Origin of the sequence: Kribbella sp. NPDC048928 (assembly GCF_043197975.1) — a bacterium.
GTDB lineage: Bacteria > Actinomycetota > Actinomycetes > Propionibacteriales > Kribbellaceae > Kribbella.
The window spans coordinates 196,375-218,098 of the sequence record NZ_JBICUC010000004.1; the positions used below are offsets into that span (position 1 = coordinate 196,375).

Here is a 21,724-nt window from a genome sequence, read left to right on the forward strand (position 1 = left end):
CATCTTTCTGGGAACGGGGATTGCATGGCGCTCGGTGACTTCTTCGCGCGGCTGACCGGTCGCAAGGAGGAGCCCGAGCCTGCCCCGGTGCCTGCACCACCGACGACCGACGACCTGCTCGCGTCGCTGGTCCGCGTCGAGCAGTTGGTCGCGGGCGGTGCCGTACCGGCGGTCGTGGCGTCGCGGGTCGGGCGGGTGGTGCGCGTCGTACGGGAGACGATTCCGCGGCTCGGGAACCTCGGCGGCAGCGCGCAGGCGTACTCCGTGATGGCGACGGCGACCGACTACCTGCCGGACGCGATCGGCGGGTATCTGCGGCTGCCGCGGCAGTGGGCCGACACCCGTCCGGTGGACCGTGGCAAGACGTCGCTGATGATCCTGATCGATCAGTTGGACCTTTTGGCCGCAACGATGGACAAGGTGTTCGACGCCGTGAACCGTGCCGACGCGGCGGCCCTGATCACGCACGGCAGGTTCCTGCAGGAGAAGTTCGGCACCGGCTCCACCGGCGGAGGCTTGGCGCTCGGCCCGACCGGGTCGACCCTGGCACCGGACCTCGGACCGGGCGCCGGACCAAGTACGGGACCAAGCGCTGGACCGGCGGGACCACTGGCACCACCACCTGGACGAGGAGGGTCATGAGCGGCGCGGGGGGAACATCTCTGCAGCAGGCGTTGTCCGGGCTGCTCGCGGTCGCCGACCGCGCCGGCGTCGCGGAAGCGCCCGCTCGCGCGGAGGCACTCGCGTTGGCCGCTGCGTTGGCCGAGTCTGCGCCAGGTGCGCCGGCCGACTGGAGCAAGGCAGTTCCGGGTGGGACGACACAGGACTTCTTCGACGCGGCCGTTCGCGGTCGTCGCTGGCGGGGCGCGCCCACTGCAGTACTGACCGAGCTCATCGCCAGCGGGTCGGCTGAGAAGGCGGCGTACGCGGAAGCTCTTGCGGAGGTCGCATCCGCTGCCTGCACGCTGGGTGAGCCGACCATGCGGGTCGTCGGCAATGCATCGGTGGCTGCTGCTGCTCAACTGCAGGCGGCCGGCGCTCGCCAGCTGCAAGTGGGTGCTCAGCCTTCTGTTACTCCACAGCCCAGGCCAACAGAAGCTGTCGAAGAGAAGCCGGCTCCCGAACCTGAGAAGACGGTTGAGGAGCTGCTCGGCGAGTTGGACGAGTTGACCGGGTTGGATCGGGTCAAGCGGGAAGTGCATCGGCAGGTCGCCGTACTGCGGGTCGAGAAACTGCGTACCGAGGCGGGGCTGAAGAGCGCGACGATCACGCGCCACCTGGTGTTCGTGGGCAATCCCGGTACCGGGAAGACCACGGTCGCGCGGCTGGTGAGCGGGATCTACAAGGCGCTCGGCCTGCTGTCGAAGGGGCAACTCGTCGAGGTGGACCGCTCCGAGCTGGTCGCCGGATACCTCGGCCAGACCGCGACGAAGACCGCCGAGGTGGTCGAGTCCGCGGCGGGTGGCGTGCTGTTCATCGACGAGGCGTACAGCCTGACGTCGGGCGACACAGGCGCGGATCAGTACGGTCGTGAAGCCGTCGACACGCTGGTCAAGGAGATGGAGGACCGGCGCGACGACCTGGTCGTGATCGTCGCCGGGTACCCCGAGCCGATGCAGGCGTTCATCGCCGCGAACCCCGGGCTGGCCAGCCGGTTCCGGACCACGATCGAGTTCGAGAACTACAGCGACGACGAGCTCACCGACATCCTCACCGGGCTCGCCCTCGCCGCCGACTACGAGCTGGTCCCGGAGGCGGTGGACGAGTTCCACCAGGTCCTCGCGGCGACCGAGCGGGACAGCTCGTTCGGCAACGGGCGCTTCGCCCGCAACGTACTGGAGGCCGCGATCGGCCGGCAGGCCTGGCGCCTGCGGGACGTGACGGCACCGACCAAGGACGAGTTGCGTCAGATCCTCGCGACCGACCTCACCGACGAGGAGTCCGACTCCCTGACGTCCGACGATCCGAGCGCTCTGGATCTCGAATCTTCGGACGCCACCGAGCAGCAGCAAGGAGAAAAGGCGTGACCCAGACGCAGAGTGCGCCGCCCGCGACCTTGTCGCCGGCCGCGCCACAGACCGGTGCGGCGGTGCAGCCGGCTGGTCCGGCGCCCAGCCGGCGGAGCGCCGTCGCGCAGTGGTTCGACGGTACGCCGGGCCGGATGCGCGCGTTCCTGATCCTGGCCGCGGCGATGAGTGTGGTGTTCGGCCTGGCCGCCTCGCAGGGCTTCAGCCAGTCCGACGGCGCCCTCGACCGCGCCCAGGCGAACGCCGCCCAACTGGTCCGGATCCAGGCGATCCACACCAACCTGGTGAGTGCGAACGCCGACGCGACCAACGCGTTCCTGGTCGGCGGTCTCGAGCCGCCGACCCAGCGCGCGCACTTCGTCAACTCGCTGGCCGCGGCCGCCGGGCTGATCTCCGACGCCGCGACCGCACAGCCCGCGGATCGCGAGGTGCTCGGCGCGCTGAACAAGACCCTGATCACGTACGGCGGCCTGATCGAGCAGGCCCGCGCGAACAACCGGCAGGGCCTGCCGATCGGTTCGCAGTACCTGAAGGACGCGAACTCGGTACTCCAGGACGACTCGCTGCCGCTGGTGAAGGCGCTCGTCGAGGCCAACGAGAAGCGCGTGAACACCGAGTTCGACGGGATCAGCCTCGGCACCATCTGGGTCCTGGTCGGCGGCCTGCTCAGCCTGATCGTCTTCGGCGTCACGCTGCGCTGGCTGGCCCGCCGTACGCACCGCTATCTGAACGTCCCGATCGCCGCCGGCGCCGCGCTCGTGCTGCTCACCACGGCCATCGGCGGCATCGCCCTGGCCAGCGCCTCCGGCTCCGCGAAGGACACCCGCAACTCCGACTACCAGCGGACGCTGGCGCTCTCGCGGGCCCGCATTGCCGCGTACGACGCCCGCTCGAACGAGAGCCTGACGCTGATCGCCCGAGGTTCCGGCGAAGCGTTCGACAAGGCCTACACCGCCGCGGCCACGGAGGTCGACGGCGAACTGGGCAAGGCATCCGGCACCACGGACGGCCTCCAGCAGGCCTGGAACGAATACAAGCGAGTGCACGACAAGGTCCGCGGGGCCGACAACAGCGGCAACTGGGACGGGGCTGTGGTGATGGCCGTCGGCGGCAAGACCGCCGGTGCCGACAACTCGGTGGAGGCCTTCAAGGCGTTCGACGCTTCGTCGTCCGAGCAACTGCAGGCGAGCAGCGACGCGGTCTCCAGCGGGCTGTCCGACGCCCGCGACGGGTTGCCGCCGATCGGGTGGCTGGGTGTGCCGATCGGTATCGCGGCCGCACTGCTCGTGGCCTGGGGCATGTCGCAGCGTCTGGAGGAGTACCGATGAAGAAGCTGATCCCGATCGCGGTCGCCGCGGCCCTTCTCCTCACCGCCTGCGGCAACGGCAACTACGCAGCCACTCAACTGCCAGTGAAGGAGACGCCCCCGGCGACCTCCAGCACGCCGGCCAAGCAGCGGCCCTGCGCCGACGGTAAGGACGCGCTGGCGTCGTACGCACCTGACCAAAACACGCCCGCGCCGGGCGGCGCGATGCCGGCCGGTACGTTCATGGCGGAGATCAAGGCGCGCGGCCGGCTGATCGCCGGTATCTCCGCGGACAGCTACAACCTGGGCTATCGCGACCCGTTGTCAGGCCAGATCCAGGGCTTCGACATCGACATGATCAAGGCAGTTGCCAAGGGCATCTTCCCGGACGCCGATACGAACCCGAAGCGGATTGAGCTGCGAGTGATCTCGAGTCCGGCGCGGATCCCGTCGTTGCGCGACACCAAGAACCCGGTCGACATCGTCGCCCGCAACATGACGATCAACTGCGACCGCTGGAACGACATCGCGTTCTCCGCGGAGTACTACCGTTCCGGCCAGAAGACGCTGGTGCAGAGCGACTCCGTGGCGAAGAGCACCAAGGACCTGGACGGCCAGACGATCTGCGCGCCGGCCGGTTCCACCAGTCTGGACAACCTGAAGGCGGAGAACCCGCAGGTCAAGGCGGTCACCGCCGACACCGACACGGGATGCCTGGTCATGTTCCAGCAGGGCAAGGCCCAGGGGATCAGCGGTGACGACACGGTGCTGGCCGGCGACGTCGCCCAGGACCCGTACGCCAAGGTGCTGCCGCAGCGGTTCAGCGACGAGCCGTACGGGCTGGGGATCTCGCTGAACCACCCGGACTTCGTGAAGTTCGTGAACGTGGTCCTTCAGCAGATGAAGGACGGTACCGCGTGGAAAGACTCGTACGACAGGTGGTTCAAGGATGCACTCGGTCCGGCGCCTGTGCCTCCGAAGGCGGTCTACGGCCGGGCCGAGGCGCCGACACGATGACAGTTCGTACGCCGACGGTCTCGGCGCCGGCGCCGCCGGGGAGGATGGGGAGCAGCGTTCCGGCCACGGAGCTGCTCTCGTTCCTCGGTGCGCTCGGTGAGTGGCGGGACCGGCGGAAGGCCGAGCTCGACGAGTTGGACCAGGCCGCCCTGCATTCGCCGGACGGGGACGCGCTGAGCTCGGACGTCGTGCTCAGCATGACGGTCTGGAAGGCAGTCTCGGACCGGTACGAGCTGATCTTGGTGACCTGGGACTCCGGCCGCGTCGGGCAGCAGGAGACCGAGCGGATCTCGAGCCTGATCTGGGGCGGTCTGGACGCCGGCGGCGCGGGCGGCTCGCTCGCCGTGTCGTTGCCCGAGGCATGCAAACTCTCGGACGCACTCGCCTCCAGCCTGCGCGCCAAGCTCGCGCTCGATCCCGGTGATGCCGATCTCGCCGCCCGCCTGCGTCAGCTGCGCGCGCAGGTCGAGCGAATCAGCGACCTGGTCAAGCAGGTGCCGGGAGGCGCCCGCAACGACGCGCTCGCCAAGCACCACGATCTCGACCGCCGGCTGCTGGATCTTGCCGACCGCAACAAACGGGGCGCGGACATCGGCGGCCTGATCGGCCCGCTGGAGCAGGACGCCGCCACCACCGAGCGGGACCTGATCGTCGGCGCCGCCACCCGCAAGGAACGGGCCGCCGACGTGGCCCGCGCCCGTACGGTGCGTGGCGAGCTTGAAGCACAAGGTATTGCGGTCCGCGCGCTCGCCGACAAGGCAGTCGCTACGGTCAGCCCGGCCCCGCGTCTGGCCGTACCGGATGTGACTGCGCTCGGTCCGGTGCCGAACACACCGGCCGAGCTGGCGAAGTACCTGACCCGCCTGGACGCCGTACGCCGGGCGCTCGGTCAGGCCCAGGCGGCGTACGGCGCCGCGCTGGGCCGCCGCGACGAACTAACCCAACTGCTCGACGCCTATCAGGTGAAGGCGGCAAGTGTTGCTGCAGGCAACGAAGATCTCGCCGAGCTGTACCGGCGCGGCCGCGCCGTGATCGACACCGAGCCGGTGGACCTGCCCCGGCTCGGTGCACTGGTAGCGGCCTACCAGGCCTACCTGGAAGGAACGAAATGACGAGCTGCTCCCAGCCGGGCTGCACCGGCTCCATCGTGGACGGGTACTGCGACGTCTGCGGCTCCCCCGCCGCCTCGAGCACGCCGGCCGCCTCGAGCGCACCGGCTGCTTCGAGCGTCCCGGCCTCCGGCGCGTGCACGCAACCAGGCTGCACGGGCACGTACGTCGACGGGTACTGCGACGTGTGCGGATCGCCGGCCGCCCACAGCACCTCGGCCCCGGACGTGGACCCGATCAGCTCGGTGTCGACCGTCTCCCGCGCGTCCAACCGGCTGGCCTCCACGCCGCTCGGCTCCGCACGGGCGCAACAGGCCGGCTCGAAGCTCACCCGCAAGCTCGGTACGTCGTCCACCCGGCTGCGCGGGGCCCGCCTCGGCGCCGGCCTCACGCACGTGCCGTCGATCCCCGCGATCGACGCGAGCAAGGCCATCCTGGCGAACCCGATGGTCCCGGAGAACCGCCGGAACTGCCCAAGCTGCGGCCACGAGGTCGGCCGTTCCCGGAACGGTCAGCCGGGCCGGACCGAGGGCTTCTGCCCGAACTGCCGCAACCGCTTCTCGTTCTCGCCGAAGCTCCAGGACGGCGACCTGGTCGGCGGGCAGTACCTGGTCCGCGGCTGCCTGGCGCACGGTGGCTTCGGCTGGATCTACCTGGCCCAGGACCAGAACGTCTCCGACCGCTGGGTGGTGCTGAAGGGCCTGCTGAACTCCGAGGACCCGGACGCGGTCGCCGCCGCGATCGCCGAGCAGCAGTTCCTGGCCCGCGTCGAGCACCCGCTGATCGTCGAGATCTACAACTTCGTCACCCACGACGGCGCCGGCTACATCGTCATGGAGTACGTCGGCGGTACGTCGCTGAAGACCCTGCTCAAGCAGCGGATGGCGGCCAACAACGGCCAGTACGACGCGCTGCCGATCGACCAGGCGATCGCGTACCTGCTGGAAATCCTGCCCGCGTTCTCGTACCTGCACGACCTCGGCCTGGTGTACTGCGACTTCAAGCCGGACAACATCATCCAGGTCGGCGACGCGGTCAAGCTGATCGACCTCGGCGGGGTCCGGCGGATCGACGACCTGGACTCGGCGATCTACGGCACGGTCGGCTTCCAGGCGCCCGAGGTGGCCGACGTCGGCCCGTCGATCGCCTCCGACATCTACACGCTCGGCCGGACGCTGTGCGTGCTTGCCATGGAGTTCCGCGGGTACCAGAGCCGGTACGTCGGTTCGCTGCCGCCCGTCGCCGAGGTGCCGCTGTTCCAGAAGTACGACTCGGTGTACCGGCTGCTGGCCAAGGCGTGCGCACCGGACCCGGCGGACCGTTTCCAGTCCGCGGACGAGTTCCGCGTGCAGCTGCTCGGCGTACTGCGGGAGGTCGTTGCGGACAGGCAGGGCGTGAAGGCTGCCCAGCACTCCGCTTCGTCGCTGCTGTTCGGTTCACCGGGCGCCAAGGTCGCCGGGCTGGGCCAGGACGCGCCGTGGCAGCAACTGCCGTCCCTGGCACCGGACGAGAGCGACAAGATGGCCGGCTGGCTGAAGACCGTCAGCGTGCCGGACCCTGCCGAACGGCTGGAGTTGCTGGTCAACGCGCCAGAGCAGTCGGCGCAGACACTCCTGGAGGTCGCAGAGGCGGCTCTCGAGGTTGGGCCGGATCGCTACGACATGGTCGACACCGCGGTGAACGACCTGCTCAGTGCGGACCCGTGGGAGTGGCGTGCGGTCTGGATGTCCGGACTGGTCGCTCTCGCCCGCGGCAACTCGGTCGCGGCGCAGTCCGCGTTCAACGCGGTCTATGGGCAGGTACCGGGTGAGCTGGCGCCGAAGCTCGCGCTGGCGGTCGCCTGTGAGCACAGTGGTGAGTTCGACGTGGCCGAGGGCCTCTACCTGACCTGTGCACGTACTGATGCCAACTACATCGCGCCCTCGGCGTTCGGTCTGACCAACATCCGGACCGCGCGTAAGGACCTGGACGGAGCGATCGGCGCGCTCGAACTCGTACCGCCGACCAGCGGCGCGTACGTCCGGGCTCGTCGCCAGCGAGCCGGTGTACTGGCAGGATCGGGGCGTGGCCTTCCCGCGCTCGCCGAGGCGATGAACAGCATCGCGACGCTGACCATCGACCCGGTGGACCGGGCCAACCTGGCCGCGGACGTGTTCCGGACCGCACTGACCGAGGTCCAGAAGGCCGGCCCGCAGGAAGCCCTGCGGATCGACGGGCGGGCAGCCACCGAGACGTCGCTACGGGACGGGCTCGAGGCCACCTACCGGTTGCTGGCCGACCAGGCCCGCTCCCGGCCGGAACGGATCGCCCTGGTCGACCAGGCCAACGAGGTTCGAGGATGGACGCTGAGATGACGAGTACGACCGACACGGCCTGCCCCAGCTGCGGCGGGCCGGTGGCCGAGGCAGACCTGTTCTGCGAGGCCTGTGGTGCTGAGCTCAAGCCCGGTGCCGCGACCGCTGCGAGCGCTGCCACAGCTGCGCCCGGCGTACCGGCCACTCCGGCGCTCAACACCGACACCGAGCCGACGGTGGAGATCGACCCGGCCACCGGCCTGGACGCCGGTCCGGTCGGCCCCTGTGCCTCGTGCGGCGGCACCGTCGGCGCGGACGGGTACTGCGAGACGTGCGGTACCAAGGCCGCCAAGCCACGGGACCACTTCGCCGAGCAGCCCGCTCCCTGGGTGGCCGGCGTCTGCGACCGCGGCATCCGGCACAGCCGGAACGAGGACGCGATGGCACTGGCCGCGGACGCCGAGCCCGGCAGCCGTGCGCTCCTGGTGGTCTGCGACGGCGTCAGCTCGTCCCTCGACTCGGACGTCGCCTCCCTGGCGGCGGCCCGGGCAGCACGTGAGGTGCTCGTGGCCGGCCACGCCCAGGGGCTCGGCACGGAGTCCTCACGGGCCGGCGCGATCGCGGCGCGGCTCAAGGCGAGCGCAGACGCTGCGAGCGACGCCGTACTGGAAAGCACCAGCCCGGACAGTCCGAACCCCGCGTCCTGCACGTTCGTCGCAGCGATCGTCGAGAACGGCCTGATCGTTGCGGGCAACGTCGGCGACAGCCGCGCGTACTGGTTCCCGGACGCCGGCGAACCGGTCGGCCTGACCACGGACGACTCCTGGGCCGCCGAGCTGATCGCCAGCGGCGTCTCGCGCGAGGAGGCCGAGTCCGGCCCGCACGCGCACGCGATCACCCGCTGGCTCGGCAAGGACGCTCCGGACCACACGCCGCGGACCACGACCGTCGAGGTCGACGGGCCGGGCTGGCTGCTGGTCTGTTCGGACGGCCTGTGGAACTACTGCTCCGAGGCGGCACCGCTGGCCGCGCTCGTACGTCAGACAGTTGCGGACGCGAACGGTGAGCCGAAGGCCGCCGCATCCGCCCTGGTCGACTGGGCCAATGCCCAGGGCGGCCAGGACAACATCACCGTCGCCTTGGCACGGATTTAGGGAGAGGGACCCGAGATGGCCGACTTCACCGCCAGCGTCTACCAGAACGAGTTCCTGCCGGACGGCGGGACCGACGTGCACGCGATCGTCACGGTGACGTGCGCCGGGGCCGGCGCCGCCGGGCAGACCGGCAGCGGCGACGCGGGCGAGATCATCATCGTCGACACGTCCGGCTCGATGGGCCGCGACGGCGTCCAGGCGGCCGCGTACGCCGCACAGACCGCGCTCGACCAGATCCTCGACGGCGTCTGGTTCGCAGTGATCTCCGGCAACGACCGTGCGCAGTTGGCGTTCCCGCCGTCCGCGGAGCCGGTGATGGTCAGGATGGACCCGTACACCCGGCAGGCCGCGAAGGACGCCGTGTCCCGGTTCTACGCCGACGGCGGGACCGCGATGGGCACCTGGCTGCGGCTGGCGTCGCGGGTGTTCGCGACCGTGCCGTCGCTGTCGCAGAAGCACGCCCTGCTGCTGACCGACGGCGAGAACCAGCACGAGACACCGGAGGCACTGACCCAGGCGATCGAGTCGGTCACCGGCCAGTTCCAGTGCGACGCCCGCGGTGTTGGCGTGGCCTGGCAGGTCGACGAGGTCCGCCGGATCGCGCAGGCACTGCTCGGGACCGTCGACATCATCCCCGCGCCGGACCAGCTCGCTGCCGAGTTCTCGAAGATCATCCAGAACGCGATGAGCCGTGGTGTCGCGCAGGCCGACCTGCGGGTCTGGGCGCCGCAGGGTGCCGAGGTGCTTTTCGTTCGGCAGGTGGCGCCGACGGTCGAGGACCTGACATCGCGCCGTACGGCGATCAACCCGCTGACCGGCTCGTACCCGACCGGCTCCTGGGGTGACGAGTCCCGCGACTACCACGTCGCGATCCGCCTGGCCGCGAAGGCGGTCGGGCAGGAGCAGCTCGCGGCGCGCGTGCAGCTCGTGCTGGGCAACGACACGGTCGCGCAGGGCCTGGTGAAGGCACTGTGGTCGGCCGACGAGGCGCTCACCACCCGGATCAGCCCGGAGGTCGCCCACTACACCGGTCAGACCGAGCTGGCGCAGGCGATCCAGGACGGCCTGGCCGCGAAGGCCGCCGGCGACACGGCGACCGCGACCACCAAGCTCGGGCGCGCGGTGCAGCTCGCGGCCGCGACCGGGAACGAGGAAGCGACCACGCGGCTGCGGAAGGTTGTCGACATCGACGACCAGGAAACGGGTACGGTGCGACTCAAGCGCGCGGTCGAGAAGGCCGACGAGATGGCGCTGGACACCGCCTCCACCAAGACGACCCGGGTACGGAAATGACCGTGAACTGTCCGAGCGGACACCCCTCCACCTCCACCGACTACTGCGACGTCTGCGGCCTCCCGATGGCGCCCGCAGCCGCTGCAGGCTCGGCAGCTCCCGCGCCTCCGGCTGGGCCTTCCCCGACTCCCCCTGCCCCAGCGGAAGCTGCCCCGGCCGGCCAGACCTGTCCGAACTGCTCGGAGCCGGCAGCGGCCGACGCGTTGTTCTGCGAGAACTGCGGCTACGACTTCACGACCGGGACCATGCCCCGGCCGGCGTCGGCACTCGACCTGTCCGCGCCTCCAGGCACCGGTCCGGCTCCGGGCACTCCCCCGGCGCCGGTCACGATGACCGAGTGGGTCGTCGAGCGCTGGGTGGACCCCGACTGGTACGCCGTGCAGCAGAGCGACGACCCGTGCCCGTCGCCCGGGCTGCCGACGGTGATCCCGCTGGCGGAGAAGAGCCTGCTCGTCGGTCGTCCGTCCCGCAGCCGCGGCATCTCGCCCGAGGTCGACTGCGGTGACGACACCGGTGTCAGCCGTCGCCAGGCCCAGCTGACCACGGACGGCCAGCGCTGGTGGGTCGAGGACCTGCAGTCCTCCAACGGTACGTACGTCGCCTCGGCCGCCGGCCCGCTCCCGGAGACCCCGATCGTCCCCGGCCAGCGCCAGGAACTGAACTCCGACGACCGCATCTACGTCGGCGCCTGGACCCGGCTCGTCGTCCGCAAGGCAACCCCTGAAGAGCTGGCCGGCCAGGCCTGATCAGAGGTACGTGGCCAGCCAGTCGAGGATCGTGCGGTTCCAGAGGCGGGTGTTGGCGGGCTTCGCGATGCCGTGGCCCTCGTCCGGGAACGACAGGTAGGCGGACTCGACACCGACGCGCTGCAGGTCGTTGAACAGATGGATGCCCTGGCCGGCCGGAACGCGCTGGTCGAGGCCGCCGTGCGTGACGAGGACCGGCGTGGTGATGTTGCCGAGGTACCGGCGGGGCGAGCGTTCGGCGTACCGCTCCGGCCGGTCCTCCGGGGTGCCGATCTGCCGGCTGAAGTAGCCGGTCAGGTCGGCGGTGCCCTGATGGCTCGCGTGGTCCCAGATGCCCGCATGGCTGATCAGGCACCGGAAGCGTCCGGTGTGGCCGGCGATCCAGTTGACCATCTCGCCACCGAACGACTCGCCGTAGGCCGCGGTCCGCGCGGAGTCGATGTCCGGACGCTGCTCGACCGCGTCGGTGATCGCCATCAGGTCGTCGTACACGGTCGCGCTCCAGCCGTCCCAGCCACGCTCGACGAACGCGCGGCCGTACCCGAGCGACATCGCCGGATCGGGCAGCAGCACGGCGTACCCGGCGTCGGTGAACACCCAGGAGCTGGAACCCCACACCCAGCTGCTGAAGCTGGCCAGCGGTCCGCCGTGGATCCGGAGCAGCAGCGGCGCTGGGCCGTCGGTCTCGGGCGTCAGCAGCCAGCCCTCGAGCGGTACGCCGTCGGCGGCCACGGTCCGGATCCGTTCCAGGCCGCCGACCGTGGTCTGCGGCAGCAGATGGACGACGTCGCCGGTGGCGAGGTCGATCCGGACCGGGTTGTGCGGCGAGTCCACGTGGTGCCGGATCGCGTACAAGGTGGTGCCGTCGGGTGCCGGCCGGAGTGCGGTGAAGCAGCCTCCGGCGGCGACCTTGGTCAGCTCGCCGGTCGCGAGGTCGACCCGCAGGACGGGCTGCTCGCCGTGGTCGTGGATCACGAAGAACAGCGCACTGTCGTCCGCCGCGAAGGCCGGTGCGGTGGCCTCCGACGGCCAGAGGTCGAGGTCGTCGACCAGCGGCCGGGACTCGCCGGTCGTGAGGTCGAAGAGGACCAGTGAGATCGACGGCGCGCGGTCGGGTTCGGGGTCGCGCCAGCGGGCGGCCACGACGTACCGGCCGGTGGTGGACACCGTCGGCTGGAAGAACCCGGCGCCCGGATCGTCAGCGAGGATGCGCCGCTCGCCGGTGGTGGTGTCGATCGCGACCAGCTGCCGCTGGAGCCAGCCGCCCTGGTTGACCGACCACGTACTGATCACGGTGCGGCCGTCGGGCGTCACGGCGTACTCGGACGTGACCAGCGCCTGCCCGGGCTCGGGCGCGAGGTCGATACCGTCGACGACCTGCAGCCGCGGCTCGTCCGGGCCGAGCTCCCAGCTCGCGAACGACACCGGCGACGAAGTGTGCAGGATGCCGCTCGACCTCCGCTCGTTGCGAAGCTTCTCGTCCGTGCCGGCATCGACCGCGCCGGGCATCATCGACGTCTGGATCACCACGGTGCCGGCACCGACCTGTACGGCGTCGACTCCGCCCGGCCGGGTCGCGATCTGCTCCGCCTCGCCGACGGCCGGAAGCCGCCAGAGCGCGGTCCTGCCGTTGTTCGCACGGCTGGACAGGAAGTACAGGGCGCCGTCCGGGCCGAACACCGGTTGCCCTTCACCCTCGACGGACCGGGTCAGCCGACGTGCCTGCGTCGCACGGGCAGGATCGAGCTCCCAGAGCGCACCGATCAGCCTGCCGGACTTCTCGTCGTACTGCGAAATGCCTGCGACCAGGCGGGATCCGTCGGCGGAGAGGGCCAGCGAGTTGATGCGCGGCAGGGTCATCAGGCGGTCGTAGTCCACGCCAGAGGCTAACCCTGGCCCAGGTCGGTCGAGCCATGCTTCGACACGCTTCGATCCGTCCAGCGCAGCGCCGGATGCACGCAGAACCACTCGATGGCGGTGAGGCCGACGATGACGGGAATCGCCCAGGCCCAGGGGTAGCTGGGCAGGCCGACGATGGCGATCGCTGTCCACAGGGCGATCCAGCTGCCGCCGTACCCGCGGAGCACGCCGCGGTACCAGAGGCCGCCTGGTGTCTCGGCTGCGCGCTGACCGAAGTACACGAACAGGTACGACGCGATCGTGATCGGCCAGAAGTACCAGAGGCCGCTCCAGTCGTACGGGACCATCACCAACGCGGTCAGGCAGACCACCGCGATCGCCCAGTGGTAAACCTCGCCGGCCCAGGTCAGCCCGCGGCGGCGCAGGGTGAATGCGACCGCCAACGGGCCGAACGGGACGGCCACGACCCCGGCGAGAACGTGCAGGATCAAGGCGATGTCACGCATCACGCTCCCCCGGAGCTCTCTGACATGTCAGGGAGCATAGGGAGTCCTGCTGTGCACGTCTCTAGTTCGCGTCAGTCTCCGGGAAGGAGAGCACCCGGCGGACCGCGAAGATCCGGTAGCCGAGGCGTTCGAAGCTCTTCGCCATCGGTACGTTGCCGAAGTCGGTGTCCGACCGGATCCGCTCGGCACCGGTCTCGACGAGCTGATGGGTGATCTCGGCCAGCAGATCGTCGACGTACCCGTGCCCGCGATGCTCGGGCACCACGCCGACGTAGCCGACCACCGGTCCGCCTGCGTTGGCCGACGGCATCGCGAACCCGACCAGTTCGTCGTTCGCGTCGTACCCGAGCCGCCACCAGGAGCGGTCGCCGGGCATCGACTTGTAGCCCTCGAGGTCCGCGCGGGCCGCTCCTTCGCGCCCGAGCCGGGCAACGTCCCGCGCGGTCGCCGCGTCCAGACTGTCGTCACTGACCCGTGCGAACACGTCGACGAACGCCTCGTCGTCGGCCGGCTCGAACCGCAGGCGCGTGGAGCGCTCGGGCAGCCCGTACTCCGGCCGCCAGTCGTACCGCAGCCGATCGGTGATCGCGGTCAGCCCGGCCGCGGCGGCCGCCTGCGAACGCGGCTCGAGCGCGGCGACCGTCTCCGGGTCGTCCCGCCAGTCCGGCGCGAGGAAGATGTGGTACTCCGGCTGCTCGATCTCGTCCGGACGCCCCTCGATCGCCTGCTGGATCAGCGCCGTCCAGGCCGGTACGGGGTCGCCGTCGCCGACGAAGTACAGGCCGTCGATGCTGTACGGGTGCTCGTCGCCGGGACGGCCCCACCAGATCGCGAGGGCCTGGATCTTGCCGTCCTCCTCGACGACCCAGTTCCACGCGTCGCGGTACATGCCGGCGGCAACATGGTCGTGGTACTGCGGGACGTTCACGGTGTTGACGGACTTCTGCTGCTCGATCAGAGCAAGAATGGTGTCGAGGTCAGCCTCGACGGTGTTGCGGATGGTCACGAAACCTCCAACGGGAGGCGCCTTCTCCGCTCAGTGCGAGCTGTGGAAGCGGATCGGTCGCGCCGGGAAACAGATCAGTGTGTTCATCGGTCGCTCCTCTCCGCATCGGGTTCTCTCGCCGCGGCAGACTGTAGGCGTCCGGCGGGGTCATAGTCCACCCGTTATTCACAGCTGGGATGTACCGGCGAGGTTGCGGGCGGGAAGCCTCCGAGCATGAGAACCCTCATCGCCGCCGTGACCCTGGCGACCACCGCCGCCTTGGGCACCACGGCCTACGCCGCCCCAACCGCCCCTCACCCCGCCGCCTCTTCGTACGTCGTGCCGCAGAGCGCGACGGCCATAGACACCTGTGCGCTCAGCTCGCTGCCGTCGCAGGCCGGCGACACCCTCGACCTGATCCACTCCGGCGGACCGTTCCCGTACGACCAGGACGGCACCGTCTTCTCCAACCGCGAGGGCATCCTGCCCGCCGAGTCCTCCGGCTACTACCACGAGTACACCGTGATCACACCCGGATCCCCCGACCGCGGTGCCCGCCGGCTGATCGGCGGCGGTGCCGAGACCACGCCCGCGCACGTCTACTACACCAGCGACCACTACGCCTCGTTCTGCGAGGTCGACGAAGACTCCTGAGGGTAGTGTGATCGGCACGTTGAGTGATCTGGAGGATCTTTCACGATGCCGACTCTGCGTCCCGTGGCCGCCGGCCTGCTGCTGACCGCCGCGCTGCTCGCCTTCGGCCAGCCCGATTCCGGGCTGGCCGAGGCGACCGGCGACCCGCTGAAGCTCACGAACGGGTTCTACGTCGATCCGGCGTCGGACGCGGCGGCCTACGTACGGCGGCATCCCGAGGACACCGAGCTGGCGTCGAAGATCGCCGGCCAGGCGTCGGCGCGCTGGGTCGGGTCGTGGAGCGGAGACGTACAGGCGGGCGTCACGACGTACACAACAGCAGCCGCGAAAGCGGACAAACTGCCGGTGCTGGTGACGGACAACCTCCCGGGCCGGCAATGCGGGATCGGCGGCGGCGCGACATCAGCAGCGGCGTACCGGACCTGGATCGCGGCGGTGTCGGCAGGGATCGGCACGCGGCCCTCGGTGGTGGTGCTCGAGCCGGACGCACTGGCGCGGCTCGACTGCTACCCGGCGTCGCAGTGGGACGCGCGGCTCGCGATGCTGAAGTACGCGGTGGGGTTGTTCGCGGCGAAGAACCCGAACACCTGGGCGTACCTCGACGCCGGGAGCGTGACGTCCGGTGACGCGAAGGAGATGGCGCGGCGGCTGCGGCTCGCCGACGTCGGGAAGGTCCGTGGGTTCGCGCTGAACACGGCCAACTACTTCACCACCGAGCAGTCCGTCACCCGCGGCTCCGCGATCCTGTCCGCGCTGGGCGGCGGCTCGCACTACCTGATCGACACCAGCCGCAACGGCAACGGCTCCGACGGCAGCGCCTGCAACCCACCCGCCCGCAAACTCGGCACCGCGCCCGCCAAGGCCACGTCCCCCGTCGACCTGCACCTCTGGCTCCGCACCCCCGGCGAATCCGACGGCCCCTGCGGCCTCACCCCCACCCTCCCCACCGGCACCTTCTCTCCCCTCCTGGCCCATCACCTGATCACCGGCACATGACAGTGGGGATGTAACCGAGGGCCCCGCAGCCCCTCTGCAGGCCAGCCCCGCGACCACAACTGTCCCGCGCCTCAGCACGCGAGCGGATATCCGGCTCTCCTGCCGTATGTATGGGTGGACCGCCACCGTCCCCGCCCGCTGCCCCGCACACCTACCACTCGACCGGGCAGGGCGACGGACATTTCAACAGGTGGTGCACCCCGAGACACCGTACGCGCAACGCACTTTCACGCTCAGGTGCACTACCCACCGACCAGACACCGACCGACACATCCTGTCGAACTGTCCACCCCGCCACCCCCGACCACACTCGCGTGCCGCATCACCGAACCGTGCCCTCATCCATGCACCATCCCGCGCCCGGCTCCGTGCCCGGTCTCGCTGTCCGCGGGCAGGTGTGGATAGCGCAAAGGGTCCCGGGCGGTTGCCCGGGACCCTTTGGTGTACTGCGGGTACTGCGTGTGCTGTTGGACTACTGGATCAGAAGTCCATGCCGCCCATGTCGGGCGCGCCACCCGGAGCGGCCGCGGCCTTCTCCGGCTTGTCGGCGATGACGGCCTCGGTGGTGAGGAACAGGGCCGCGATGGACGCTGCGTTCTGCAGCGCCGAGCGCGTCACCTTGGCCGGGTCGATGATGCCGGTGGCGATCAGGTCCACGTACTCACCGGTCGCGGCGTTCAGACCGTGACCCGGCTCGAGGTTGCGAACCTTCTCCACCACGACGCCACCCTCGAGGCCGGCGTTCACGGCGATCTGCTTCAGCGGGGCCTCGACGGCCGAACGCACGATCTGCGCACCGGTCGCCTCGTCACCCTCGAGCTCCAGCTTCTCGAACGCCGCCACGGACGCCTGCAGAAGAGCGACGCCACCACCGGCGACGATGCCCTCCTCGACGGCCGCCTTCGCGTTGCGAACGGCGTCCTCGATGCGGTGCTTGCGCTCCTTCAGCTCGACCTCGGTGGCCGCGCCGACCTTGATCACCGCAACGCCACCGGCCAGCTTGGCCAGCCGCTCCTGCAGCTTCTCGCGGTCGTAGTCGGAGTCCGACTTCTCGATCTCGGCGCGGATCTGGTTGACCCGGCCGGTGATCTGGTCGGCGTCGCCCGAACCCTCGACGATGGTCGTCTCGTCCTTGGTGACGACGATCTTGCGGGCCTGGCCGAGCAGCTCCATGTCGACGGTCTCGAGCTTGAGGCCGACCTCCTCGGAGATCACCTCGCCGCCGGTCAGGACGGCGATGTCGACGAGCATGGCCTTGCGGCGGTCACCGAAGCCCGGCGCCTTGACGGCGATGGCCTTGAAGGTGCCCTTGATCTTGTTGACGACCAGGGTGGCCAGGGCCTCGCCCTCGACGTCCTCCGCGATGATGGCCAGCGGCTTGCCGGTCTGCATGACCTTCTCCAGCACCGGGACCAGGTCCTTGATGCTGCCGATCTTGCTGTTCACCACCAGGATGTACGGGTCGTCGAGGACGCCCTCCATCCGGTCGGTGTCGGTCACGAAGTACGGCGAGATGTAGCCCTTGTCGAAGCGCATACCCTCGGTGAGCTCGAGCTCGAGGCCGAAGGTGTTGCTCTCCTCGACGGTGATGACGCCTTCCTTGCCGACCTTGTCCATCGCCTCGGCGATGATCTGGCCGACCTGGGTGTCAGCAGCCGAGATGGACGCGGTCGACGCGATCTGCTCGCGGGTCTCGACGTCCTTGGCCAGCTTGAGCAGCTGCTCGCTGACCGCCTCGGTCGCCTTCTCGATGCCCTTCTTCAGGCCCATCGGGTTGGCGCCGGCGGCGACGTTGCGCAGCCCCTCGCGGACGAGAGCCTGAGCGAGCACGGTGGCGGTGGTCGTACCGTCACCAGCGACGTCGTCGGTCTTCTTGGCAACTTCCTTGACGAGCTCGGCCCCGATCTTCTCGTACGGGTCCTCGAGCTCGATCTCCTTGGCGATGGAGACGCCGTCGTTGGTGATCGTGGGTGCGCCCCACTTCTTCTCCAGCACGACGTTGCGGCCCTTCGGGCCAAGCGTCACCTTGACGGCGTCGGCGAGGGTGTTCATTCCCCGCTCGAGGCCGCGGCGCGCCTCTTCATCGAAAGCAATCAGCTTGGGCATTCTCCGCGAGTCCTCCCGCGTCGAGTCTTTGTGGTCCAGCCGGCGTCGATGCCCGCGACGGACGGCACCACACCGCGACGCTCATGTCCCGTCCCGGTCCGGCACCTCATCGAAGCCGTCTTCTTGCACACTCAGCCGGGCACGAGACTTATCACTCTCACCCATGGAGTGCTAACCAAGTATTAGCACTCGCCCCAAACGAGTGCAAGCCGGACCCCGGCCGCCGTCAGTCCGCCAGCTGGGCGATCAGGTACTTCGGGGCGGTCAGCCGCCACGCCTCCGTGATCAGCTCCCCGAGCTCCTCGGCGTCGGCCCGCGCCAGCTGGATCAGGATCCACGCGAACCGGCCACCGTCCCAGGACGGCTCGTAGACCTCCGGATTCTCCGCGACCAGCGCCTCCTGCTCCTCGCGCAGCGCCTTCAGGTGCATCCGGGTCTGGTCCTCGGACAGGTACGCAAAGCTCTTGTTCCGCACCTTGAACACCGGCTGCCCCGCCCACCCCTCATGCTCCTCGGCCCCCGGCAACCCCGCCATCACCTTCACCACCGCCCGCGCATCCATACCCCCAAACGCTAACCACCCCCACCGACACTTTTCAGCGCGCAACCGTCACCGTGACCGTCGCGCCGAGCGGCAGCATGGTGCCGGATGCGGGCGAGACGCCCAGAATGGTGCCCGAGGGATAGCTGGGTGACTTCACCCGCTTGGCCTGCGCCTTGAGCCCGACCTCCGCCAGCAGCGGCGCATAGCTGGTCACGAGCGGTCCGGTCGGCGGACCGCCCACCGTCCACGGGCTGAGGACCCCCGATCGGTGAGCCACGATCTGGATTCTGCTGAGGACGCGGTCGACCTCCGCCTTGTCGGTGGACGAGTCAGCCATGAACCAGACCTTCAGCGACGGCAGAAACACCGTGCTCGTGCATACGGCCGATTCGGGCGTGGAACGGTTTGAGACCTGGCAAGTCGTCGACTGCCGCTCCGCGCCTACCCCGTCGATCTCGAACGTCTCGTCGGCGTGGAAGCCCTGTCGCGGACTCCCGGCGCCCACCGCCACACTTTCCACTCCTGCCGGGCGGACTGCTAAGCACAGGCGAGACGCGCCCAGGTTGTCGACCAGCACCGTGTCCATCTGCGGTGTACCGCAGTGGGTCTTGTCCGTCCCCCAGTCCACCGGTACGGCGATGGCAGCGTGCCCGAGCCCGACCAGCCTGGTCGATACTGGTACGGGTGCTGGTGCAGCGGGGGTCGTAGAGGTTCGGGGAACAAGTAGGGCCAGCCGGCTCTTCACCGTTCCGGCAGCGACTCCCAGTACGGAGGCCATCTGCTGCTCGCTCAGGTGCGCGTAGTACCGCAGTACGACCGCCGTCCGCTGGTCGCCCGGCAGCCTGCCGAGTGCACGCATCACGGCGTCCGCGTCGTCGACTCTGGTCAACTGGTCGCCGGCTGCGGACTCTGGGAGGGACGCGGACGGCAGCTCGCCGTGCCAGCGGCGCCTGCGGGAGGACCGGAAGCAGTTGATCAGTACGCGGTGCACATAGGCGTCCCGGTCGTCGGCCACGCGCACCCGGTTCCACTTGAGCAGGCAGCGCTCCAGGGTGGACTGTACGAGGTCCTCGGCTTCGGACGGCGTACAGCCGAGCAGGACCGCCGACCGGACCAGTGTGGGCCAGCGTGCGGTGACGTACTCGGTGAACTCGTCCATTGCCCTCCTCACCCTTAGGGACAGCTTGGTGCGGTGGTGGGGTTCCACGAAAGTTGTCGGGGTCGGGTCAGGGGTTGGTCGGTACGGATCCTGATGTGGCGAGGGGTGCCGGGACGGGACAGTGGAGCCATGACGAACTCCAACGCACCGTTCCAGAACCTGTCCGGCAAGATCCTCCGCCGTTCCTCGAACCAGCGGATGCTGTCCGGCGTCTCCGGCGGCATCGCCGAGTACCTGAACGTCGACGTGACCCTGGTCCGCCTCGGCTGGGTCGGCCTCACGCTGATCACCGGTGGCGCCGCGATGATCGGCTACGCGGTGGCCTGGATCGTGATCCCCGAGTCCGACGGCAAGGCGGTCTGGCAGAACGTCCAGCAGTCGGTCAACCAGAACCAGGACACCACCGAGCAGGACATCGCCTCCCGCCTCTACGACGACACCAACAACAAGCCCCCGGCGGCGTGAGCCGTGCTTTTGGCCGGGCCTTCGGCGCCGGCGGGCTCATGGGGCCTAAAGCGGGGTGATCGCGGGCAGCGGTCGCCCCGCTGCTAAACGTTCAGGGCCGGCTTGCGGAGGGCTGCTACTGCTTGGTCGGGGTGGTCGGCGAAGACGCCTTGCAGGCCCAGGGCGGCGAAGCGAGTCAGTTCGGTGGGGAAATCGGTCGCTGTCGGCAGGAAGCGCCGCTCAGCGCGGAACGTCCACACCTGGATCCCCAGGCCGGCACGGTGCGCGTCGTCCACCAGACGGGTCGGCTCACCGAGGCACCCGTCCGCAGTACGCGGGAGAACGAGGTCCTTGTGCGGCGCCAGCACCTGTGCGTACGTGGCGATCTCCCGGAGCCCCCGAGGTTCCACCAGGTCGGCGTACGTCCGCCCGTCACCTGTCCGCAGGAAGTCGTTCGGTGCGCTCTCGGAGTCGATCAGCTGCACCAGCGGGACCCGTGTCATCACCGACAGCCGCCGCAGGCTCGTCGGTTCGAACGACTGCACCATGATCTCGTCCGCCCGTAGCTCGAGCGCCAGGATCCGCTCGGTGAGCAGTTCCTCGAGCGGCAGCCCGAGCCGCCGGAAGTACGCGGGGTGCTTGATCTCCGGGATCACCCCGATCGGACGTCCCAGCCGCGCCGACTCCCGGCGCGCCAGTGCGACCACCTCGTCGAAGGTGGGGACCGCATCCAGCCCGTCGTACGCGGTGTTGTTCGCCCGGAGCGCCGGCATCCGCTCCCGGGTCCGGAGCGTACGCAGCTCGGCGTACGTGAAGTCCTCGACGAACCAGCCGGTGACCGCGGTCCCGTCGACGATCTTGGTGATCTTCCGGTCCGCGAAGACCGGGTGCTCGGCGACGTCCGTCGTACCGGAGATCTCGTTCTCGTGCCGGCAGACCAGGACCCCGTCCAGGGTGGAGACCAGGTCGGGCTCCAGGTAGTCGGCTCCCTGGGCCGCCGCCAGCCGGTAGGCCGCCGGTGTGTGTTCCGGGCGGTAGCCACTGGCTCCCCGATGCGCGATCACCAACATGGATCCAGGACAGGGGCCGGACATTGCCCGACGGGAACCCGTTGCCCAACGCAAGGTGAAGGTCTACCGACTGTCACCGTCACTGCGTGTGTCGGCTCCCGGGCAGCAGACTGCTCACCAGCAGGTACTGCGCGACGCAGTACGTCGCCATCACCAGGAGGTCTCGCCCAGCGAAGCCGTGTCCTGCCAGACCCACGCCGATGAGCCCGTCCGAGATCAGGAACAACGCACCGCCCACACCGGCTCGCCACCCGTTCCAGCCGCTCGTGACTGCCGTGGCGGTGACCAGGAGCGAGTACACGGCCACCGGGATCCGGTTGTCCCCCAGACCGGGCCACAGCAGCACCAGTGCGACAAGCAGAGCGACCGGTCCGCCGTTCCGCCGGGCCCACACCGCCAGCAATGGCATTAGCAGCACCTTGTGATCGCCTGCGACCACGTCTCGCCGATCCCG

The 21,724-nt window shown here is 69.6% G+C and carries 20 protein-coding genes; 12 read left to right on the top strand and 8 right to left on the bottom strand.

The genetic code is table 11. The features are described from left to right. The first annotated feature begins 24 nt into the window (after positions 1 to 24). The 9 genes from ACGFI6_RS18825 (at position 25) to ACGFI6_RS18865 (ending at position 10,946) form a co-directional block, all read left to right on the top strand. A complete protein-coding gene (locus tag ACGFI6_RS18825; RefSeq protein ID WP_393120097.1) occupies positions 25 to 642 on the top strand; it encodes a hypothetical protein in 618 nt (205 codons plus the stop codon). Next, a complete protein-coding gene (locus tag ACGFI6_RS18830; RefSeq protein ID WP_393120098.1) occupies positions 639 to 2,027 on the top strand; it encodes an AAA family ATPase in 1,389 nt (462 codons plus the stop codon). The genes ACGFI6_RS18825 and ACGFI6_RS18830 overlap by 4 nt, the downstream gene beginning before the upstream one ends. Next, a complete protein-coding gene (locus tag ACGFI6_RS18835) occupies positions 2,024 to 3,355 on the top strand; it encodes a hypothetical protein (RefSeq protein WP_393120100.1) in 1,332 nt (443 codons plus the stop codon). Before ACGFI6_RS18830 ends, ACGFI6_RS18835 begins: the two co-directional genes overlap by 4 nt. Then, on the top strand, positions 3,352 to 4,350 hold the full coding sequence (locus ACGFI6_RS18840) for a glutamate ABC transporter substrate-binding protein (protein WP_393120102.1): 999 nt from the start codon (positions 3,352 to 3,354) through the stop codon (positions 4,348 to 4,350). Before ACGFI6_RS18835 ends, ACGFI6_RS18840 begins: the two co-directional genes overlap by 4 nt. Beyond that, positions 4,347 to 5,462: a hypothetical protein gene (locus ACGFI6_RS18845; RefSeq protein ID WP_393120104.1), complete on the top strand. Its 1,116-nt coding sequence runs from the start codon at positions 4,347 to 4,349 to the stop codon at positions 5,460 to 5,462. The genes ACGFI6_RS18840 and ACGFI6_RS18845 overlap by 4 nt, the downstream gene beginning before the upstream one ends. Beyond that, a complete protein-coding gene (locus ACGFI6_RS18850; RefSeq protein ID WP_393120107.1) occupies positions 5,459 to 7,813 on the top strand; it encodes a tetratricopeptide repeat protein in 2,355 nt (784 codons plus the stop codon). Before ACGFI6_RS18845 ends, ACGFI6_RS18850 begins: the two co-directional genes overlap by 4 nt. Further along, positions 7,798 to 8,907 carry a PP2C family protein-serine/threonine phosphatase gene (locus ACGFI6_RS18855; RefSeq protein ID WP_393120109.1) on the top strand — a complete coding sequence of 370 codons (1,110 nt, stop codon included), beginning with the start codon at positions 7,798 to 7,800 and terminating at the stop codon, positions 8,905 to 8,907. The genes ACGFI6_RS18850 and ACGFI6_RS18855 overlap by 16 nt, the downstream gene beginning before the upstream one ends. A gap of 15 nt (positions 8,908 to 8,922) precedes the next feature. Continuing rightward, positions 8,923 to 10,200 carry a VWA domain-containing protein gene (locus ACGFI6_RS18860; protein WP_393120111.1) on the top strand — a complete coding sequence of 426 codons (1,278 nt, stop codon included), beginning with the start codon at positions 8,923 to 8,925 and terminating at the stop codon, positions 10,198 to 10,200. Positions 10,201 to 10,445: 245 nt separating this feature from the next. Continuing rightward, on the top strand, positions 10,446 to 10,946 hold the full coding sequence (locus ACGFI6_RS18865; RefSeq protein ID WP_393120114.1) for an FHA domain-containing protein: 501 nt from the start codon (positions 10,446 to 10,448) through the stop codon (positions 10,944 to 10,946). On the opposite strand, the gene ACGFI6_RS18870 is transcribed toward ACGFI6_RS18865, so the two are convergent. The 3 genes from ACGFI6_RS18870 to ACGFI6_RS18880 all read right to left on the bottom strand — a co-directional run bounded on the left by ACGFI6_RS18870 (position 10,947) and on the right by ACGFI6_RS18880 (position 14,318). After that, positions 10,947 to 12,824: a prolyl oligopeptidase family serine peptidase gene (locus ACGFI6_RS18870; protein ID WP_393120117.1), complete on the bottom strand. Its 1,878-nt coding sequence runs from the start codon at positions 12,822 to 12,824 to the stop codon at positions 10,947 to 10,949. A gap of 8 nt (positions 12,825 to 12,832) precedes the next feature. Next, complete coding sequence (locus ACGFI6_RS18875) at positions 12,833 to 13,312, bottom strand: hypothetical protein (RefSeq protein WP_393120120.1); 480 nt, start codon at positions 13,310 to 13,312, stop codon at positions 12,833 to 12,835. Between the two features lie 61 nt (positions 13,313 to 13,373). Further along, a complete protein-coding gene (locus tag ACGFI6_RS18880; protein ID WP_393120123.1) occupies positions 13,374 to 14,318 on the bottom strand; it encodes a GNAT family N-acetyltransferase in 945 nt (314 codons plus the stop codon). A 213-nt stretch (positions 14,319 to 14,531) separates the two neighbouring features. On the opposite strand from ACGFI6_RS18880, the gene ACGFI6_RS18885 reads away from it, so the two are divergent. Then, entirely contained in the window at positions 14,532 to 14,951 is a 420-nt protein-coding gene (locus ACGFI6_RS18885) for a ribonuclease domain-containing protein (RefSeq protein WP_393120126.1), read from the top strand. 45 nt (positions 14,952 to 14,996) lie between these two features. Next, positions 14,997 to 15,947, top strand: a complete 951-nt coding sequence (locus ACGFI6_RS18890; protein ID WP_393120128.1) for a glycoside hydrolase family 6 protein — start codon at positions 14,997 to 14,999, stop codon at positions 15,945 to 15,947. 480 nt (positions 15,948 to 16,427) lie between these two features. Here the strand turns inward: ACGFI6_RS18890 and groL are convergent, their stop codons facing one another. The 3 genes from groL to ACGFI6_RS18905 form a co-directional block, all read right to left on the bottom strand. Then, positions 16,428 to 18,053 carry a chaperonin GroEL gene (gene groL, locus ACGFI6_RS18895; RefSeq protein ID WP_393120131.1) on the bottom strand — a complete coding sequence of 542 codons (1,626 nt, stop codon included), beginning with the start codon at positions 18,051 to 18,053 and terminating at the stop codon, positions 16,428 to 16,430. 226 nt (positions 18,054 to 18,279) lie between these two features. Beyond that, positions 18,280 to 18,615: an MmcQ/YjbR family DNA-binding protein gene (locus tag ACGFI6_RS18900; RefSeq protein WP_393120133.1), complete on the bottom strand. Its 336-nt coding sequence runs from the start codon at positions 18,613 to 18,615 to the stop codon at positions 18,280 to 18,282. Between the two features lie 34 nt (positions 18,616 to 18,649). Next, the gene (locus ACGFI6_RS18905; protein WP_393120135.1) at positions 18,650 to 19,756 is read right to left on the bottom strand and encodes a SigE family RNA polymerase sigma factor; all 1,107 of its coding nucleotides are present in this window, start codon (positions 19,754 to 19,756) and stop codon (positions 18,650 to 18,652) included. Between the two features lie 129 nt (positions 19,757 to 19,885). On the opposite strand from ACGFI6_RS18905, the gene ACGFI6_RS18910 reads away from it, so the two are divergent. Further along, a complete protein-coding gene (locus ACGFI6_RS18910) occupies positions 19,886 to 20,221 on the top strand; it encodes a PspC domain-containing protein (protein ID WP_393120138.1) in 336 nt (111 codons plus the stop codon). Between the two features lie 83 nt (positions 20,222 to 20,304). Here ACGFI6_RS18910 and ACGFI6_RS18915 read toward each other — a convergent pair whose 3' ends face one another. Then, positions 20,305 to 21,270, bottom strand: coding sequence for a glycerophosphodiester phosphodiesterase family protein (locus tag ACGFI6_RS18915; protein WP_393120140.1), 966 nt, complete (start codon positions 21,268 to 21,270; stop codon positions 20,305 to 20,307). A gap of 79 nt (positions 21,271 to 21,349) precedes the next feature. Further along, entirely contained in the window at positions 21,350 to 21,679 is a 330-nt protein-coding gene (locus ACGFI6_RS18920) for a lysoplasmalogenase family protein (RefSeq protein ID WP_393120142.1), read from the bottom strand. Positions 21,680 to 21,724 lie beyond the last annotated feature (45 nt).

What these genes read in the sequence shown, in the direction of transcription:
- ACGFI6_RS18825 (WP_393120097.1), top strand. Translation starts at nt 25, where the DNA reads ATGGCGCTCGGTGACTTCTTCGCGCGGCTGACCGGTCGCAAGGAGGAG.
- ACGFI6_RS18830 (WP_393120098.1), top strand. Translation starts at nt 639, where the DNA reads ATGAGCGGCGCGGGGGGAACATCTCTGCAGCAGGCGTTGTCCGGGCTG.
- ACGFI6_RS18840 (WP_393120102.1), top strand. Translation starts at nt 3,352, where the DNA reads ATGAAGAAGCTGATCCCGATCGCGGTCGCCGCGGCCCTTCTCCTCACC.
- ACGFI6_RS18845 (WP_393120104.1), top strand. Translation starts at nt 4,347, where the DNA reads ATGACAGTTCGTACGCCGACGGTCTCGGCGCCGGCGCCGCCGGGGAGG.
- ACGFI6_RS18850 (WP_393120107.1), top strand. Translation starts at nt 5,459, where the DNA reads ATGACGAGCTGCTCCCAGCCGGGCTGCACCGGCTCCATCGTGGACGGG.
- ACGFI6_RS18855 (WP_393120109.1), top strand. Translation starts at nt 7,798, where the DNA reads ATGGACGCTGAGATGACGAGTACGACCGACACGGCCTGCCCCAGCTGC.
- ACGFI6_RS18860 (WP_393120111.1), top strand. Translation starts at nt 8,923, where the DNA reads ATGGCCGACTTCACCGCCAGCGTCTACCAGAACGAGTTCCTGCCGGAC.
- ACGFI6_RS18865 (WP_393120114.1), top strand. Translation starts at nt 10,446, where the DNA reads ATGCCCCGGCCGGCGTCGGCACTCGACCTGTCCGCGCCTCCAGGCACC.
- ACGFI6_RS18875 (WP_393120120.1), bottom strand. Translation starts at nt 13,312, where the DNA reads ATGCGTGACATCGCCTTGATCCTGCACGTTCTCGCCGGGGTCGTGGCC.
- ACGFI6_RS18885 (WP_393120126.1), top strand. Translation starts at nt 14,532, where the DNA reads ATGAGAACCCTCATCGCCGCCGTGACCCTGGCGACCACCGCCGCCTTG.
- ACGFI6_RS18890 (WP_393120128.1), top strand. Translation starts at nt 14,997, where the DNA reads ATGCCGACTCTGCGTCCCGTGGCCGCCGGCCTGCTGCTGACCGCCGCG.
- groL (WP_393120131.1), bottom strand. Translation starts at nt 18,053, where the DNA reads ATGCCCAAGCTGATTGCTTTCGATGAAGAGGCGCGCCGCGGCCTCGAG.
- ACGFI6_RS18900 (WP_393120133.1), bottom strand. Translation starts at nt 18,615, where the DNA reads ATGGATGCGCGGGCGGTGGTGAAGGTGATGGCGGGGTTGCCGGGGGCC.
- ACGFI6_RS18905 (WP_393120135.1), bottom strand. Translation starts at nt 19,756, where the DNA reads ATGGACGAGTTCACCGAGTACGTCACCGCACGCTGGCCCACACTGGTC.
- ACGFI6_RS18910 (WP_393120138.1), top strand. Translation starts at nt 19,886, where the DNA reads ATGACGAACTCCAACGCACCGTTCCAGAACCTGTCCGGCAAGATCCTC.
- ACGFI6_RS18915 (WP_393120140.1), bottom strand. Translation starts at nt 21,270, where the DNA reads ATGTTGGTGATCGCGCATCGGGGAGCCAGTGGCTACCGCCCGGAACAC.
- ACGFI6_RS18920 (WP_393120142.1), bottom strand. Translation starts at nt 21,679, where the DNA reads ATGCCATTGCTGGCGGTGTGGGCCCGGCGGAACGGCGGACCGGTCGCT.